General features: G+C 34.7%; 16 protein-coding genes and 1 tRNA gene. 10 read left to right on the top strand and 7 right to left on the bottom strand.

Features of this window, described 5'->3' with window-relative positions; translation table 11 throughout:
• Positions 1-7 precede the first annotated feature (7 nt).
• From rplI to ACEL90_RS02735, 4 genes are all read left to right on the top strand, one after another.
• Positions 8-562, top strand: coding sequence for a 50S ribosomal protein L9 (gene rplI, locus ACEL90_RS02750; RefSeq protein ID WP_423349230.1), 555 nt, complete (start codon positions 8-10; stop codon positions 560-562).
• Between the two features lie 32 nt (positions 563-594).
• Positions 595-792 (top strand): hypothetical protein, encoded by a 198-nt coding sequence (locus ACEL90_RS02745; RefSeq protein ID WP_246484351.1) that lies wholly within the window; start codon positions 595-597, stop codon positions 790-792.
• Positions 789-2,081, top strand: coding sequence for an adenylosuccinate lyase (purB, locus tag ACEL90_RS02740; RefSeq protein WP_423349229.1), 1,293 nt, complete (start codon positions 789-791; stop codon positions 2,079-2,081). Before ACEL90_RS02745 ends, purB begins: the two co-directional genes overlap by 4 nt.
• Positions 2,081-2,153: transfer RNA gene (locus ACEL90_RS02735), tRNA-Met, on the top strand. The genes purB and ACEL90_RS02735 overlap by 1 nt, the downstream gene beginning before the upstream one ends.
• A gap of 170 nt (positions 2,154-2,323) precedes the next feature.
• Here the strand turns inward: ACEL90_RS02735 and ACEL90_RS02730 are convergent.
• Positions 2,324-3,580, bottom strand: a complete 1,257-nt coding sequence (locus tag ACEL90_RS02730; RefSeq protein ID WP_423349228.1) for an iron-containing alcohol dehydrogenase — start codon at positions 3,578-3,580, stop codon at positions 2,324-2,326.
• A gap of 42 nt (positions 3,581-3,622) precedes the next feature.
• On the opposite strand from ACEL90_RS02730, the gene dapE reads away from it, so the two are divergent.
• Complete coding sequence (gene dapE / locus ACEL90_RS02725; RefSeq protein ID WP_423349227.1) at positions 3,623-4,819, top strand: succinyl-diaminopimelate desuccinylase; 1,197 nt, start codon at positions 3,623-3,625, stop codon at positions 4,817-4,819.
• Between the two features lie 117 nt (positions 4,820-4,936).
• On the opposite strand, the gene nth is transcribed toward dapE, so the two are convergent.
• The 4 genes from nth to icd all read right to left on the bottom strand — a co-directional run bounded on the left by nth (position 4,937) and on the right by icd (position 8,446).
• Positions 4,937-5,575, bottom strand: coding sequence for an endonuclease III (gene nth / locus ACEL90_RS02720; RefSeq protein ID WP_423349226.1), 639 nt, complete (start codon positions 5,573-5,575; stop codon positions 4,937-4,939).
• Between the two features lie 39 nt (positions 5,576-5,614).
• On the bottom strand, positions 5,615-6,559 hold the full coding sequence (locus ACEL90_RS02715; protein ID WP_423349225.1) for a hypothetical protein: 945 nt from the start codon (positions 6,557-6,559) through the stop codon (positions 5,615-5,617).
• Complete coding sequence (locus tag ACEL90_RS02710; protein WP_423349224.1) at positions 6,501-6,944, bottom strand: DnaJ domain-containing protein; 444 nt, start codon at positions 6,942-6,944, stop codon at positions 6,501-6,503. Before ACEL90_RS02710 ends, ACEL90_RS02715 begins: the two co-directional genes overlap by 59 nt.
• An 83-nt stretch (positions 6,945-7,027) precedes the next feature.
• Complete coding sequence (icd, locus tag ACEL90_RS02705; RefSeq protein WP_423349223.1) at positions 7,028-8,446, bottom strand: isocitrate dehydrogenase; 1,419 nt, start codon at positions 8,444-8,446, stop codon at positions 7,028-7,030.
• Positions 8,447-8,591: 145 nt separating this feature from the next.
• Here icd and ACEL90_RS02700 point away from each other — a divergent pair, with 145 nt between their 5' ends.
• On the top strand, positions 8,592-9,128 hold the full coding sequence (locus ACEL90_RS02700; protein WP_006279799.1) for an RDD family protein: 537 nt from the start codon (positions 8,592-8,594) through the stop codon (positions 9,126-9,128).
• A 22-nt stretch (positions 9,129-9,150) separates the two neighbouring features.
• On the top strand, positions 9,151-9,627 hold the full coding sequence (locus ACEL90_RS02695; RefSeq protein ID WP_423349222.1) for an RDD family protein: 477 nt from the start codon (positions 9,151-9,153) through the stop codon (positions 9,625-9,627).
• 166 nt (positions 9,628-9,793) lie between these two features.
• On the opposite strand, the gene rho is transcribed toward ACEL90_RS02695, so the two are convergent.
• The gene (gene rho / locus ACEL90_RS02690) at positions 9,794-11,197 is read right to left on the bottom strand and encodes a transcription termination factor Rho (RefSeq protein WP_007549497.1); all 1,404 of its coding nucleotides are present in this window, start codon (positions 11,195-11,197) and stop codon (positions 9,794-9,796) included.
• Positions 11,198-11,396: 199 nt separating this feature from the next.
• On the bottom strand, positions 11,397-11,999 hold the full coding sequence (locus tag ACEL90_RS02685) for a cell cycle transcriptional regulator TrcR (protein ID WP_423349221.1): 603 nt from the start codon (positions 11,997-11,999) through the stop codon (positions 11,397-11,399).
• Between the two features lie 323 nt (positions 12,000-12,322).
• Here ACEL90_RS02685 and ACEL90_RS02680 point away from each other — a divergent pair, with 323 nt between their 5' ends.
• The 3 genes from ACEL90_RS02680 (at position 12,323) to ACEL90_RS02670 (ending at position 15,771) form a co-directional block, all read left to right on the top strand.
• Complete coding sequence (locus tag ACEL90_RS02680) at positions 12,323-14,131, top strand: peptidylprolyl isomerase (protein ID WP_264339500.1); 1,809 nt, start codon at positions 12,323-12,325, stop codon at positions 14,129-14,131.
• Between the two features lie 331 nt (positions 14,132-14,462).
• A complete protein-coding gene (gene rpsP / locus ACEL90_RS02675; protein WP_006279266.1) occupies positions 14,463-14,783 on the top strand; it encodes a 30S ribosomal protein S16 in 321 nt (106 codons plus the stop codon).
• A gap of 10 nt (positions 14,784-14,793) precedes the next feature.
• Positions 14,794-15,771, top strand: a complete 978-nt coding sequence (locus tag ACEL90_RS02670) for a polyprenyl synthetase family protein (RefSeq protein ID WP_423349220.1) — start codon at positions 14,794-14,796, stop codon at positions 15,769-15,771.
• The last annotated feature ends 20 nt before the right edge of the window (positions 15,772-15,791 follow it).

Here is a 15,791-nt window from a genome sequence, read left to right as displayed (position 1 = left end):
GTAATTTATGTTGATAATTTTAAAGGAAAATATAAGGACTTTAGGTAAGCTTGGTGAAGTTGTCAAAGTTAAACCAGGTTATGCACGTAATTTTCTTTTTCCACAAAGAAAAGCGGTGAAAGCTACCAAGGAAAATTTAACAAAGCTAGAGGAGCAACGTTTATTACTGGAAGAAGAGAATATAAAAAGATTAAATGTAGCAAAAGAGCTTGCGTTGTCACTACGTGATAAGTTTGTGGTATTAATAAAGCAAGCTTCAGAGGATGGTAAAATTTTTGGTTCTGTAACAACACGTGAAATTGCGAAAATTTTACTACAAGAAGGACATGTGATAGATCACCGTAGTTTATCTTTTGGTGGAATAAGCATCAAAAACTTGGGTGAATACCAAGTAAACGTAGAATTACATAGTGAAGTAGTAGTACCAATTACTATATACGTCGTGAAATCCGAAACAGATGCAAATGAGCTAAGGCAAGTAAAATTGCGAAATCAGAAATCTGAGCAACAAGAGGCAGAGCAAGATGCGAATAAAGAAGCTGCTGATGGTGATGATAGCTGATCCCTTGTTATAGCCGAAAAGAAATGTCTTCCATGGCTAAGCTGGTGTCATCCCAGTGCTCCCCTCCTGTCATCCCAGTGCGTGACACTGGGATCCAGTTTATTTCATCATGGACATTATTTTATGCTTCTAGAATCCGTTGTCCATTGAATAATTTGCAAATACTTTTATATCTGGATTCCAGTGTCACGCACTGGAATGACACCATTATTGGAATAAATCAAAAATGATTCCTCGCTATAGCAGAAAAGAAATGTCTTCCATTTGGGAGGAAAATAATAAATTTAATATATGGCTTAAAATAGAAAAATTAGCGTGTGAAGCTCAAGCAAAGTTAGGAGTGATTCCGAATAATATTGCTGAGAACCTCTCTGGTGCTATTGAATTTGATGTTGAATGTATCAACGAAATTGAATCCATTGTAAAACATGATGTTATAGCTTTTCTGACATATGTTGCTGAAAAAGCGGGAGTTGATGTTCGTTATCTCCACTATGGAATGACAAGTTCTGATGTTTTGGATACATGCCTTGCGGTGCAACTGAAAGAGTCCTGTGATATTTTGCTCGAGAATCTAAAAAATTTACTTGCAGCATTAAAAAAAAAAGCTGAGGACTATAAAGATATTGTTTGTGTTGGACGCAGTCACGGAATGCATGCAGAACCAACAACTCTTGGAATAAAATTTGCCAGATTTTATGCTGAATTTAAACGCAATTATCAGAGATTAACTAGCGCGCAAAAAGAAATCTCAATTTGTAAAATATCAGGTGCGGTAGGCAATTTTGCAAATGTTGATCCGTTTGTTGAAGAGTATGTAGCGAAAGAAATGGGACTCATACCTGAAACCATATCATCTCAAATCATTCCTCGTGATAGACATGCCATATTCTTTTCAGTTTTGGGAGTGATTGCAAGCTCAATGGAAAATATTGCAATTGAAATTCGTCATTTGCAAAGAACTGAAATCGGCGAAATTTCTGAGCATTTTTCCACTGGGCAAAAGGGGAGTTCTGCTATGCCGCATAAGTGTAATCCTATTTTAAGTGAAAATTTAACTGGGCTCTCACGTTTAATACGCAGCTATGTGTTTCCTGCGTTAGAAAATGTTGCATTGTGGCACGAACGTGATATATCGCACTCGTCTGTGGAAAGATGCATTGCTCCTGATGCTTGTATAACAATGGATTTTGCTTTAGTGCGATTAACAGATTTGATAGATAAATTGGTGATCAATAAGGAAAACATTGAAAAGAACTTAAATTCTTCAAAAGGTTTAGTTTTCTCACAGCGTGTATTGCTTGAGTTAGTAAATAGTGGTTTGGCGAGGGAAGAGGCGTATAAAATTGTTCAGAGCAATGCAATGAAAGTGAAACAAAACAACAGTGATTTTCTGGCCGAATTGAAACAAGATAAACTCTTACTTAAGGTTATTAACTCGGAAAAACTTGAATCTTTGTTTGATTTGAAATACTATACAAAACATGTAGGTCGCATGTATAGCAAGGTTTTCAATTAGGCTGAGTAGCTCAGTTGGTAGAGCAGGAGGATCATAATCTCTTGGTCGGGGGTTCGAGTCCCTCCTCAGCCACTCGCACTAAACTATGTTTAGCAAGATAGTGCTATTGGTGAAACCCAGTGTCAACTACTTGGAGTGAGTTGTGTATCCACTCAGGTGAAGAGACAATGGATAAGAAATTGTGAAAAGGGTTTAGCTTTTGGCCTATGATCTCTTTAAATGACAGAATTTCACTACAAAACTTAACTTTCTTCTATGCAGTTAGCTAAGTCAAGAAAGGTGAATCTATCTCTTGTTGTAAACACAAGATCGACCACTTTACAATATTGTTCTTTATTCCAACTGAGGTGCTCTGGTAAGTGTGGAATTGATAGATCTTCAAATATTTTTTGCAGGTGTTTTGCAGGTAGTAAATTTTGCTTAATTAAACTGGAAATATTATGCCATTCTTTACAAATAATCTCTTGGATTTTTTGCTGCATAATTTGCTTCTGTTCAAAAGTTCTTACAAATTCGATATTATCAAAGCACTGAGTTATATGTTTTACATCTAAAGTGGTCGGTTTGATAATCGGGTTTTGTATTGATAATATCTTTTCCTGCAAATTAGCCATGGTAATCGTCGTAACAGCAATTTTTTCGCCATGTAGTAAGGAATGATCTCTTGTTACCATTTCCATTGCGTGAGCTATCATATGCTCTCCTTGGCTTGCAGAATAGCTGCCTTTTGATATTACCATTCCAAGTCCTGAAATTAGTAGAACTTCCATAAGTAATAGGACCACTTTTCTACTTCTTTTAGTAAGCGCCGTATACTCTCTTAGCAAAATTTGCTCCAAATCGCGAACAAGTGTAAAAGGTAATTCATTGTATTCTGTGCCAAACAACAAATGAGATAGTAGCCAGTCAGCCTGAACTGTTGAACGACAAATGAAATCTGCAAATCCGCTTAATGTGAGACGCAGTGGTGCATTGGCAAGTATGTCTATATCTATATATACTGCTCTTGGAAGATGTGCTTTGAACGATTTTTTATATCCATTTACTAATATTGAAGCATTTGCAGAGGTATATCCATTCATAGAAGCGGCTGTTGGGAACGATATATAATCTTTTTTCTCGAGGTAGCTTGCATATTTGCAGATATCGTTAACAGTGCCGCTACCAAATGCAACTATTAAGTCACTGTCTTTTGCTTTGTTTCTAACTAGATTTACGGTTTCAAGAGAGGCAGCTCTGCTTGGTGTCATTTCTCCACCTGGTGTCATTCCAGCGCGTGACACTGGAATGACAGGTGGGGCTGGAATAATTAAATGAGAAATTTTATTAAATACGTTTTTGTTTAAAAGTTTTGCTGTATTTTCATCTGCAACTAGAAAGATGTCATTTCCGTGTCGTGTGCATATTTCATAGATATCATCAGCAAGGTGGTAATCTGTTATTACTTCCCTTAGAAAAGTTTGTTCGGCTTGATGTAATATTTGTTTTAAATAGTGCATAGAGTGTTTACAATATAGCAATATAAGTATTTTAAGATTGACATGAAAATTGACCCTGTAGAGCTAACTAAGAAATTGATCTCTTTTGAGAGTATAACACCAAGGGACGGCGGGGCAATAGAGTATATAGCAACAATCTTCAAGAAGAGTGGCTTTGATTGTGAAATTTTAGAGTTTGGTGATAAAGTTAAAAATCTTTATGCGAAATATATAAATGGAGTACCAAATTTGTGCTTTGCTGGGCATGTTGATGTTGTACCACCGGGTCAGTTAAAAGATTGGGCATTTGGTCCATTTAATCCAGAAGTGAGGGATGGTATATTATATGGAAGAGGGGCGGCTGATATGAAAAGCGGAGTAGCTGCGTTTATTGCTGCTATGGTAAATTTGATTGCAGAGAAGTTTCAATTTAATGGTTCGATAAGTGCATTGATTACCAGTGCTGAAGAAAGCACGGAAGAATATGGAACAAAGGCAGTTTTGGAATGGATGAAAAGTAAGCAAAAAAAGGTGGATTTCTGTGTGGTTGCTGAACCGACCAGTAGTGAGAAATTAGGTGATACCATAAAAATAGGCAGAAGAGGTTCTGTAACATTTGAATTAATTTGCCATGGAAAACAAGGGCACGTTGCCTATCCAGACCTAGCAGATAATCCAATATATAAGGTAATATCGATATTGAGTAAGGTAAAAAATACTACTTTTGATCATGGTAATAAATATTTTCAGCCTTCACATTGCGAAGTTACTACTATCGATGTTGGAAATAATACTAGCAATCTAATACCTGGTTCAGCAACTACATGTTTTAACATTCGATATAACAATAAACAAACACCGGGTGGCCTATATAAGCTGATTGATGAAATATGCTCTAGTGTAACTAACGATTATAAGCTTTCTATGCATAGCAGCAGGGACGTTTTCCTCTCTACTCCCGATAGGAATACTGATATTATGCTTGATGCAATAAGTAAGGTTACCAACATTGATGCTATACTTAGCACAAGTGGTGGCACATCTGACGCTGCGTTTATCAAAGATGTTTGTCCAGTGATTGAATTTGGTATAATCAACAAAACTGCACATCAGATAAACGAATGCGTATCAGTAAACGATATACACAGGTTAACAGCTATATATAAGGAATTTATAGAAAATTATTTCAATCCCACTAATAAAATATTGAATCAGGTCAACGTGGTTAGTAATATATCTAGCGGTCCATTGTTAGCTTAGATGTAATCAGATCTCTTGCATAACTGTTGTTTGAATAATAACTTGTATCATTCCAGCAAAATGTGTCAAGTAAGTTTTTTCGTTTCTATAGCTACTTGGATGACAAAAGAAGAAATACTAGACTTTATACCTTTTGCACTCAAATTCACATAAATCATGAATTATGCACGTTTCACACGAAGGTTTCTGTGCTTTGCAAACATATCTACCATGCAAAACTAGCCAATGATGAGCATAAAGCAGGTATTCTTTGGGAACCACATTTAAAAGAGATTGCTCTGTTTTAAACACATCTTTTTCTTCCACAAGCCCAATTCTATTGCTCACTCTAAAAACGTGAGTATCAACTGCCAATGTTGGAATGCCAAGCCCTGAATTTAAGAACACATTAGCGCTCTTTCTCCCCACTCCAGGCAAAGACACCAAATCATCAAAATTAGTAGGTACTTTGCTGTCGTATCGTTCTACCAATATTTTACTAAGCCCGATTATATTTTTTGCTTTGGAATTATATAAACCAATACTGCTTATGCATTTTTTCAGCTCACTCTGCCCAAAGCTCAGCATTTTTTCTGGCGTATCAGCGATATTAAATAGTTCTCTTGTAATTTTATTAACGCTTACATCAGTTGTCCGCGCTGATAAAACTATCGCAACCAGTAACGTAAAATGATTGGTATAATTTAGCTCTATTTTTGGCGCAGGATTTGATTGTTGAAACTTTTCAAATATTAGTTCTACTTTTTTTGAGTCCATGCATAGAGCTAAAAGTTTATACTATACCGTAATATTCTACTATGCAAATTCAACCGCTTGAGGTCTAGGTGGCTGTTCAGTGTTAACATCAGACATATTAGTGTTCACTTCATCGAAATTCCTCTCAGCAAATTCGCTTGCCACCTCTGTAAAACACTTTCTAACAAGAGGCATAATTATTGGCATTAATAGCCTTCGTGGATCATACCGTCCTAACAGATCAGTTTCCTTTTGCACTCTATCTCTTAGATCTTCCTCAAGTAAATCTTTCATGTGTTTTTCAGTGTATATTTCACAAGCCTTTGAAAATGTAGGACTAAATATCTCAGTAGCTAGCAGTGCTAACAATGACAAAGTACCAAATATTGTCACATCAACATAAAAACTGCCAGAGATAAAACCCTCTATCATTAAAGAAGTAAAAAAGACAGGCAAAGGGTAAAAAACAAAAAGCTTATAGCATAAGTAAATACAATTTATTCTATTTACATATTGATCAGTAGAAATTTCAGAGTTTTTGTATTTTTTTTCGTAATGTTGTGTTAAAGCAGATAAAATCCCTGTCATAATAAGATTTAATGTTACTAGTGGCAAGCATAAACATATCAAGGTATCACTGGCAATTAACCAAGTAGGCAAGAAACAATAGCAATAAATTGCTTCAGCAAAAGCTAAAAAAAGTAAAGTATTTACTTTTTTCTTTAAAGTACTAGATAGCAAATCGTCTCTACGCTTTATAAACTTTTGCATTAGCGCTTGTTTGTCTTCCCTTATTAAACTTCCATTCTTTGTTAAAGGGGCGATATAACTAAATAATTGTATGTTAGGTTTAAGCAAGTGTTCGTCAAGCTCATTTCTCAGCTCTTTGACTTTATCATCGAAAAGTGAGCTATATCTTGGCCAAGAATTTATATAATGGATTAATTTATTTTGGTGTTGCAGATCCTGTGTTAGCGAGCTGCTTTTTTTTAAGTATAGAAGCAAGCTCAGCAAAATTCCTTCCTCTAACTTCCTCTTCAGTGATATTCAATTTTTCAAATAATTTCTTCCTATAATGGAATTCACGCGCTGTTAAATGCCCATCACTTTCAGCATCAACGCTAATTTTAACACAAGGGTCCCCTGACTTTAAAGGTTCAATATATGCATTTAATTCTTTATAAGCTTTGTCAAGATTTTTAAATCTTTCTTCATTTCCACCTTTATCAGGGTGGTGTACAAGAATCAATTTTCTATATTGTTTTTTTAAAACGCTACTAAGCTCTTGATGATCCTTACCTATAACTTGCTTAGCTTCTATTTCCAATACGTTGAACAGATCAGCATTATCACAAAACTCCTGACCAGTTAACTTAAAATGTTGACCCATTACTACATCTCACATAAATAAATTATATCTCTAGTACAATCTATTTAAATGTTTTATGCAATCATAAGAATGTCAAACGATCATTAAGAGAAAAACCCCTCTTTCCCATCATACAAATACAATTTGTCCATTCTCACCACGTCAAAATTGTGTTCTTCGAGTTTGATTAGCAAGTTATTTACGTCACTATTTGTAATAGCTTGCTTTTCATTATTTGCGATAAACCTATAGGTTATTTGGTCACTTGAAGGTTTTGAGTTTCCTGGCCAAATCGCAAGTCCTTTTGAGTATATTGCTATCATTTGCAGATTACTTGATTCAAATAATCCTACTATTTGATCAACATTACTGGATTTGTCCCAAGCGAGAGTTATATCACTACCCACTAGCTTTTTAACTTTGTAATCTTGTTCGTAATTGTCTTGTACTTTATTTATTTTACTATCCGAACCACTGCCAATTATAAGCTCAGCAGGTTTCTTTCCTAAATTATCTATAACAGCTTCTGCAAATTCTTTGGTACCAACTTTCTGTTTACTTCTTTTCCCCTTATATAAATCGGCAGTGTGTATTCCATCCTCCAAAGTCTTGAGCCATGCATCGTAGATTAGTTTTGCAGTACCCACTTGACCTATGTAAATTAGCATATGCACTGCAGCATTTAAAAGACCAGAAGGATTGGCTATGTTTTTTCCTGCAATATCAGGGGCAGAACCGTGCACTGCTTCAAACATTGCGTATTCATTCCCGATGTTGCTACTTCCGGCAAGCCCCACAGATCCAGAGGTTTGTGCGACTATATCTGATAATATGTCGCCATATAAGTTCTCGGTTACTATAACATCAAAATTCTCCGGTTCTGTTGCAACACGCGCCATTCCAATATCAACTATATAATGTTCTGCCTTTATATCTGGGTATTCCTTTGCAATGCGATCAAACGCGGCATGGAAAGTTCCGTCAGTCATTTTCATGATGTTATCTTTAGTCAGGCAAGTTACTTTTTTTCTGTTGTGTTTTTTTGCATATTCAAAAGCGTACCTGCATATCTTCTCTGAGCCAGATCTAGTAATAATTTTAGTGCATTGGTAAGAGTCACCAGTGAGCCTATGCTCTATTCCGGTGTAAACGTCCTCTTCATTTTCACGTATCACTACGATATCAAACTTATCGAATTTATTTTCTATAACAGGATGATATGAAATGCATGGTCTGATATTTGCATACAACCCTAGATTTTTTCTGAGTGCAACGTTTAAGCTTTTGTGCCCTTTACCTTGAGGAGTTGTTGTCGGAGATTTTAATAATATTTTTGTCCTTTCAATTGATTCCCAACCACTTGGAGAAATTCCGTGAGACCATTCTTTACTGTAAACACGCTCCCCTATTTCAATAATATCTATTGAGATTTCCGCTTCTGCTTCGCGCAATATCGACAGCACCGCTTCCATGATTTCTGGTCCGATACCGTCGCCATATGCAACTGTGATTAGTGTTGACATAACTTCCCTAGTTATAAATGATTTAATATTAATTTAAATAATAGAGTGGCACAAGTAGCTAATATTACCCAAGTTAGTATATTTACGGTTATTTAATAACGTATTTTTATATCATATGATGATATTATGAAATATAGGTGGGGTTATGAATACTGAAATAAATGTTAAAGTAAATTATGTAGGATTTACAAGGCGTATTGTAGCAGAAATACTTGACCTCATCATATTTTCCCCTCATTTTATCTTCGGTTTTATCTATGGTGTATTCATCGTATCATTACAAGATCAAGATAAAGACTCTTTTCAGGAACTTGCACAACTAGCAACAGAAATACCATTTATAGTTTCTACAGTGGTCGCAACATTAGTACTAACAATATCCAAAATATTAATGGTAACAAAACTTGGTGGTACCCCAGGAAAACTATTGTGTGGTATGCATATTAAAGATGCTAATACATTTACAAATGTTACCCTTATGCAAGCAACAATAAGATGTATTTCTAAGGGAAGCATCTGGATTATTTTTCGCTTTTTGCTTCATCTGCATTATCATGGTTATACTTTTCTATATCTTTTAATTGTGCTAATTTTATTTTTGTTTGCAGTATTTGATCAACGCAAACAGACTTTTTACGATAAAATTGCAAAAACAGTAGTGATAGACTATAAATCTAGTTGATATTTTTCTTTATAGGTAGTACATGGATAAAAAAGTAAACTACTCAACGATGACAAGACGTACTCTAGCATTTATAGTTGATTGTATTTTATTTATCGCAATACCATTTGGTTTAATGGCGGTGGGTTTCTCACTTACACACGCAATACAAGGGATCATGGGTGCAATAATTGTAATCACCACAATTGTATTTTCTTTATTTTTAATGATACCATGTATATTTCATATATTCATACTAGTAAAATTTGGCGGCACTCCAGGACACTTGTTATTTAGCATGCGTGTAAAAGACAAAGATACATTTGAGTCAATCACTACAATGCAAGCAATGAAAAGGACTATAGCTCTTTTTATAATTTATTGCATATCACTTTGTAATCCCATTTTATTCTTAGCTATACTAATCTTAGTTTTAGTATGTGCAGTAGGTGATGAACATAAACAAGCTTTTCACGACAAAATTGCAAACACGGTAGTGATAGATTATAAACCTAGTTGATATTTTCCTTTAGCTGTCTGCCACCAAGGGTGTCATTCCAGTGTCACGCGCTAACTTAAGGTAAATTTCCAACTTAACTATAAATATATTTTGGTAAATCCAAATTATTTTAGCTATAGGAGCGTTTTACTTTTTGCTCAGCATATCCATCATAACTGGCTTACTTTTAGTGATTCATGGAGTTAAAAAAGTCAGCATTGCTCTTTGTTAAAAGTAGTTTGTCACGTAAAAATTCCATTGCTTCAACGGGTCCCATAGGATTGAGTATCCTACGCACCACCCATATTTTATTTAGTATAGCCTTATCAACTAATAGCTCTTCCTTCCTTGTTCCGGATTTTGTAATATCAATAGCTGGAAATATACGTTTATCAGAAAGTTTTCTATCAAGTATGATCTCAGCATTTCCTGTACCTTTAAACTCTTCAAAAATAACTTCATCCATTTTTGAACCAGTCTCTATAAGAGCTGTGGCGATTATAGTTAAAGAACCCCCATTCTCAATATTACGAGCTGCTCCAAAAAAGCGTTTTGGTCTCTGCAGTGCGTTTGAATCTACACCACCAGTTAGAACTTTCCCAGACGAAGGAATAACCGCATTATAAGCACGTGCAAGTCTAGTAATATTGTCAAGTAGAATTACCACATCTTTTTTATGCTCAACCATTCTTTTAGCTTTTTCTATTACTATTTCAGCAAGCTGTACGTGACGGTAAGCAGGCTCATCGAATGTAGAACTTACTACCTCACCTTTTACAGAACGTATCATATCTGTTACTTCTTCAGGTCTTTCATCTATAAGTAACACTATTAATTCTACTTCAGGGTGATTTATAGCTATAGAGTTAGCCATTTGCTGAAGCAATACTGTTTTTCCTGTGCGAGGTGGAGCAACTACTAACGCTCTTTGCCCTTTTCCAAGAGGAGCTACTATATCTATAGCACGCATGCTTAAGCCTTTTTTATCATCACCATTATTACACTCAAGTACTATGCTTTCCTCAGGATAAAGAGGAAGCAAATTATCAAAATGGACGTACTTTCTTAATTCACTTACTTCAGTAGAGTTTATACTTTGAACCTTAGTTAAAGTAAAATATCTCTCTTTATCACCAGGTGGCCTTATTTCTCCATATGCCATATCTCCTGTACGTAAATTAAACTTCTTTATTTGCCCGTTAGAAATATAAACATCATCGGTACTTGGGGCATAATTTGCACTTGCTGAACGTAAGAAACCAAAACCATCAGGCAATATTTCCACTATTCCACTCCCTGTGGTTATGCCTCCTTCTTCACTCATTTTTTTCATTAAGCTGAATATTATTTCCTGCTTTAGCATTCTACCATTGCTTTTACCGTTAGTTGAAATTTTTCTTTCTTCAGCTAACTCTAACAATTCTTCCGCTGTTTTCTCTTTTAATTCGCTCAGATCTAATGTTTTTCTGTTTTTCTCAGTACCTTCATTGACCATCTGTTTTACTGTATCGTTATTGTAAATTTGCTCACTTTTTTCAGGTTGAGCTGTAACCTTTCCTTTTGCCAAAACATCTTCATTGATTGTTGTCATAATCCTCCAAAAATTTTAATTGATGCTTACTAACCTAAAATGTGACTATAAGATAATAAACTAGGCTGAGTTAGTTTCAGTGCGTATTAAGCTTAATTATCATTAAACCCCGTACTTTACTTACGTTATACTAATAAACACTAGCAAGTCAAGTTAATTTAATGTTAACAAAACACAAAAATTTGAGGATTTTCAATAGCTATTCTTTATATTTTTTTAACCTTTCTTGCTTCTCCTCTTCTACTTTTGCTTTTTCCACTTCTGCTTCTAAATTTTCTTGACTACATAAGCCGAGTAGTACAGGATCCTGGGGTTTTATACTTTGCATGTTATGATGAGATCCATCTCTTACCTGCTCAACTGTGTAATTTGTTGTACTAATTAATTTAGCTATAACGTTATTGTCCAAGATAGGAAATTTTTTTACTAAATAATAAATCGCATCAGGTTTATCTCTACGTCTTGCCGTAGAGGCAAAGCCAAGAATGCTACCAATCGCTTTACTCCCTTTTTTTATATTTTTTATAATCAAATTTGGTACACGATTTGGATTTTTTTTGCAATCATCGATTTCTTTTTCAGTAATTATTCCAGAAATAATAGGGTTATATTTTTCTACTTCTATTTCCTCATCAGCTATGTCTTGTACTTCTTCAAGGGCCAATCTGCAACATTGTGCTATTTGATTAAAAGTTAAACCAGTGTTGTCTACTAACCAAGCAGCTATTTGCACTAGAAACTGTTTATTTCTATCGTTATTGCCCTTAGAAGATTCCATTGACATCAAAAAAGCATCTCTCATTTAAAGTATCCCTTACTGTTATACAGGGCCAAAATATAAACTATTAAAACTAAAAAAGCATTAATTTTGTCATTCAATAACTTTTTGTTTGTCACTTTCCACCTCTTAAGTTAATTAAATGCGCTTACCTTTAAGCATATTTCAAACAAAATATTTCCCCTTCCTAAGGTATAGTATAACTCAGTTAAACATATGTTCCTATTTAAGATTAGAGAGTTAAATTTTAAGTTAATATATTATATATATTAACTAATAAAGCAACAGGTTTACAAGTATTAAATTATCACTATTCTATAATTAACCATTAATTAACTGAGTTTAAAATGAATGTTAAAAATTTTTTCACTAAAATAACCGTTGTCCTTTTAGCTTGCTTGTTAATCTTTGTGGGAGTTGGCAACCTTTTATCAGGTGATGATGAAAAAGAAGAGGTAGCTAGGGTTGGAAAAGAAGTTATAACGTCAGATGAGTATAAGTCGCTATATCAAAATTATGGAAAACAAATTTCTGGATCTGATGCGAGTAGAGAACAAGTAAAAAAGCTGAAATATGATTTGCTTAACGCACTTATAGAGCAAAAACTATTGTTTAACCTAACTAGTGAGCTGGGGTTGACAGTTGGAGAAGAATCTATAAAAAACCATATTAAAAACACCAAATACTTTCAAAATGATAAAGGTGAATTTGACAAAAATAAATTCTATGAAACGCTAAATGACCTGCATATGACAGAGAAAGAGTATATAGCAAAGCTAGAGAAAGTCCTGCCTGCAATGATGTTCATGACTTCATTATTTAAAGATAATTATCCAGTAACTTTTGGCGAGAAAATTGATGAGCAGATATACAAAAGTCGCTACCAAACTAGAGTAGTTGATATTGTTAAAATAACTGAAGATGCAGTTACAAACATTCCTGAACCAGATGATCAAGCCTTACTTGATTTGTACGAAAGAAATAAATCCCATTTTTATTATCCTGAGTATCGAACTGCGCAATATATTTCCCTAGGCCAAAAGTATTTTGAAGATCAAATCAAGATCTCAGATGAAGAAGTTGATGGTATAATAGAACAACAAGAACTTAAAAATCAAAGAGATATATTCAATGCAATATTTTCTACCAAAGAAGAAGCTGAGACAGCAAGAAGAGCATTTGAGGAGGGTAAAACAAGCTTTGAACAGATAGTAGAAGAGTTTGGCAAAGCAAAACTTGAGGAAACTAGAGTAAATAATATAACTAAGGATTTTTTACCAGAAGACGTGAGAGAGAAGGTGTTTGCTCTTAAAGTAGGTGAAGTAAGTGAAGTTTTAGCAAGCAGTTTTGGTTGGCACATAGTAAAAGTGGAAAGTGCGCATCAAATCTCTGATGAAGACTTAGTTGATTTAAAAAAAGACATAAAGTCAGTTCTAACTAACCAAAAGTCTTTTGAAAGAGTCAATGATTTCATAAACCAAGTGAACTATAAGATATACAATGGTTCAGAAATTGAAGAAATATTGAGTGAATATAATTTACCTATACAAACTATTGGTCCAGTAGATGCGAGTGGAAAAGATCAAAGCGGTAATAACGTAGGAGATTCTGGTGATTTGATTTCTTTCATTTTTTCGCGAGAAAAGGATCAGAAAGGTTATTTTAAGGGCGTTGGGGACGCTGTTGTTAGTGTAAAAATCATCGATATCGTTCCACCTAAATCACAAAGTTTTGAAGAAGGCAGGGCATTAGCGGTAGAGCTTTGGCGTAGTGAGTTTATAAAAGAAAGAATGTTTAAATTCGGGCAAGAGGTTGCAGTTCAACTAAGAGAAAAAACAGATTTGGAAGAAATTCAAGGTGTGGAATTAGTTAAAGGTCAGCAGATGCACCGCAATAAAGTGGATCAACAAAACTACCCCTTTTCTTTTGTAGAAGAGATTTTCAATATGAAAACAACTGGTTCAGTGACAGATCCTATTCAATACAATAATGAAATTATAATAGGTGTTCTAAAAGAAATGCATTCATCAAATGGCAAATTAAACATGCTTGACACTGGAAAACGTGTGATGATATCGCTAAAAGAGCAATTAATTAGCTATCTGGAATCAAAGTATAAAGTCGAAGTTAATCACGCTATACTTGATGATATATAGTCAAAAATCTTATAAGTTGCTTCAAACGCATCCAGTGCCCAGACACTGGGATCCAGGAATTTTATTAAGTTGGTAAGCATAAAAGTAGCCGTTTTATGTTAAAATACAACGTTTTAATGATTAAAAAAAGGCTGGATTCCAGTGTCAAGCACTGGAATGACACCATTTGCTGTGCAATTTACCTTCAAAAATGAATGTTCGTATAGCTGTGCGCCCGGCACTGCCCTACATTATTGGTAATTATATTATAAGGTGCAAAAGTTGTATAATTCATTTGACTTAAAACGGCTCATTGTATAAAATTGTAGCTAATATATGAATAAAGGTTAACATGGCAGTTAAAATAAGGTTGGCGAGGTTTGGCGCAAAGAAACGCCCTTTTTATAGGATAGTTGTAGCTGATTCACGAGCACCAAGAGATGGGCGTTTTATTGAGAAAATAGGACAATATGATCCAATGTTACCAAAAGACAATAAAAATCGTGTTGTGGTGAAGGCTGATAGATTAAAGCATTGGCTAAGCGTAGGCGCGCAAGCAACTGAAAGAGTACTGTGGTTTATCAAAAAAGGCATAGTAACTTTAGAAACAGAACCAAAGAAAACAGAAAAGAAGAAAGTAGAGAACGAGAAAGCACAAGGGCAAGAGGCATAAGTCTCTTAAAATGCTAATAACAAACAGCGATAAATTAGACGATATTGTATCTTCTGATTTGTCAGCTATGAGTGACTTTGTCTTCAAAAATGTCAATGATGAAGATGCTAAGCTTGCTACTGATATTATATCTCATCTTGTTAGGTCAGGTGGAAAAAAAATAAGGCCTAAACTAGTTTTTATTATATGTAAAATGCTAAACTATTCTGGGGAGAATAGGATCAATGTTGCTGCATCGGTAGAGTTTATACACAATGCTACTTTACTTCATGATGATGTGCTCGATGAAAGTGAGGCACGCCATGGAGTTAAAACAGCGAATAAGATTTGGGGGAATAAATCAAGCATTTTAGTTGGTGATCTATTGTTGACATTAGCATTTAGATGGCTTATAGAGTGTGGAAATTTAAATATTCTCTCCATTTTATCTAAAGCATCGTATTTACTTGTGAAGGGTGAAATAAAGCAGATGACAACACGTTTTGACCCCCACACAATCAGGGAAAATTATTTTGATATCATTGGAGAAAAGACAGCGTCTTTATTTTCTGCATGCTGTGAAGCTGCATCTACAGTATCTGGTGCAACAGATGACGAAACAGAGAGGCTAAAGAATTTTGGTTTTAATTTTGGTATGGCATTTCAAATAGTTGATGATATGCTCGATTATACTGCTAGTCAAGGCACTTCTGGAAAGCAAATCGGAAAAGACTTTTTCGAAGGTAAAGTCACCTTACCTGCTATTATAGCATACGAAAAGGGCAGTCCAGCAGAGCAAAAATTCTGGGAAAAATGCTTTTCTTCAGCTAGACACAATTTTGACCAAGCATTACACTATATTAATCACCATAATGCCATTCAGCTTTCTATGGAAAAAGCTAGACACTACATTAATATGGCACAAAATGATATTAGTACTTTTTCTGATTCTTTTTATAAAACTACTTTAATTAACTTTTTAAATGCGAGCATAGAAAGACGAATGTAGCTGGCGCTTGATATTTTCAG

Origin of the sequence: Wolbachia sp. wLmal, assembly GCF_049435495.1 — a bacterium.
Lineage (GTDB): Bacteria > Pseudomonadota > Alphaproteobacteria > Rickettsiales > Anaplasmataceae > Wolbachia > Wolbachia pipientis.
Note: the sequence above shows the minus strand (reverse complement) of the source record. Positions and strands in the feature narration are given on the sequence as shown.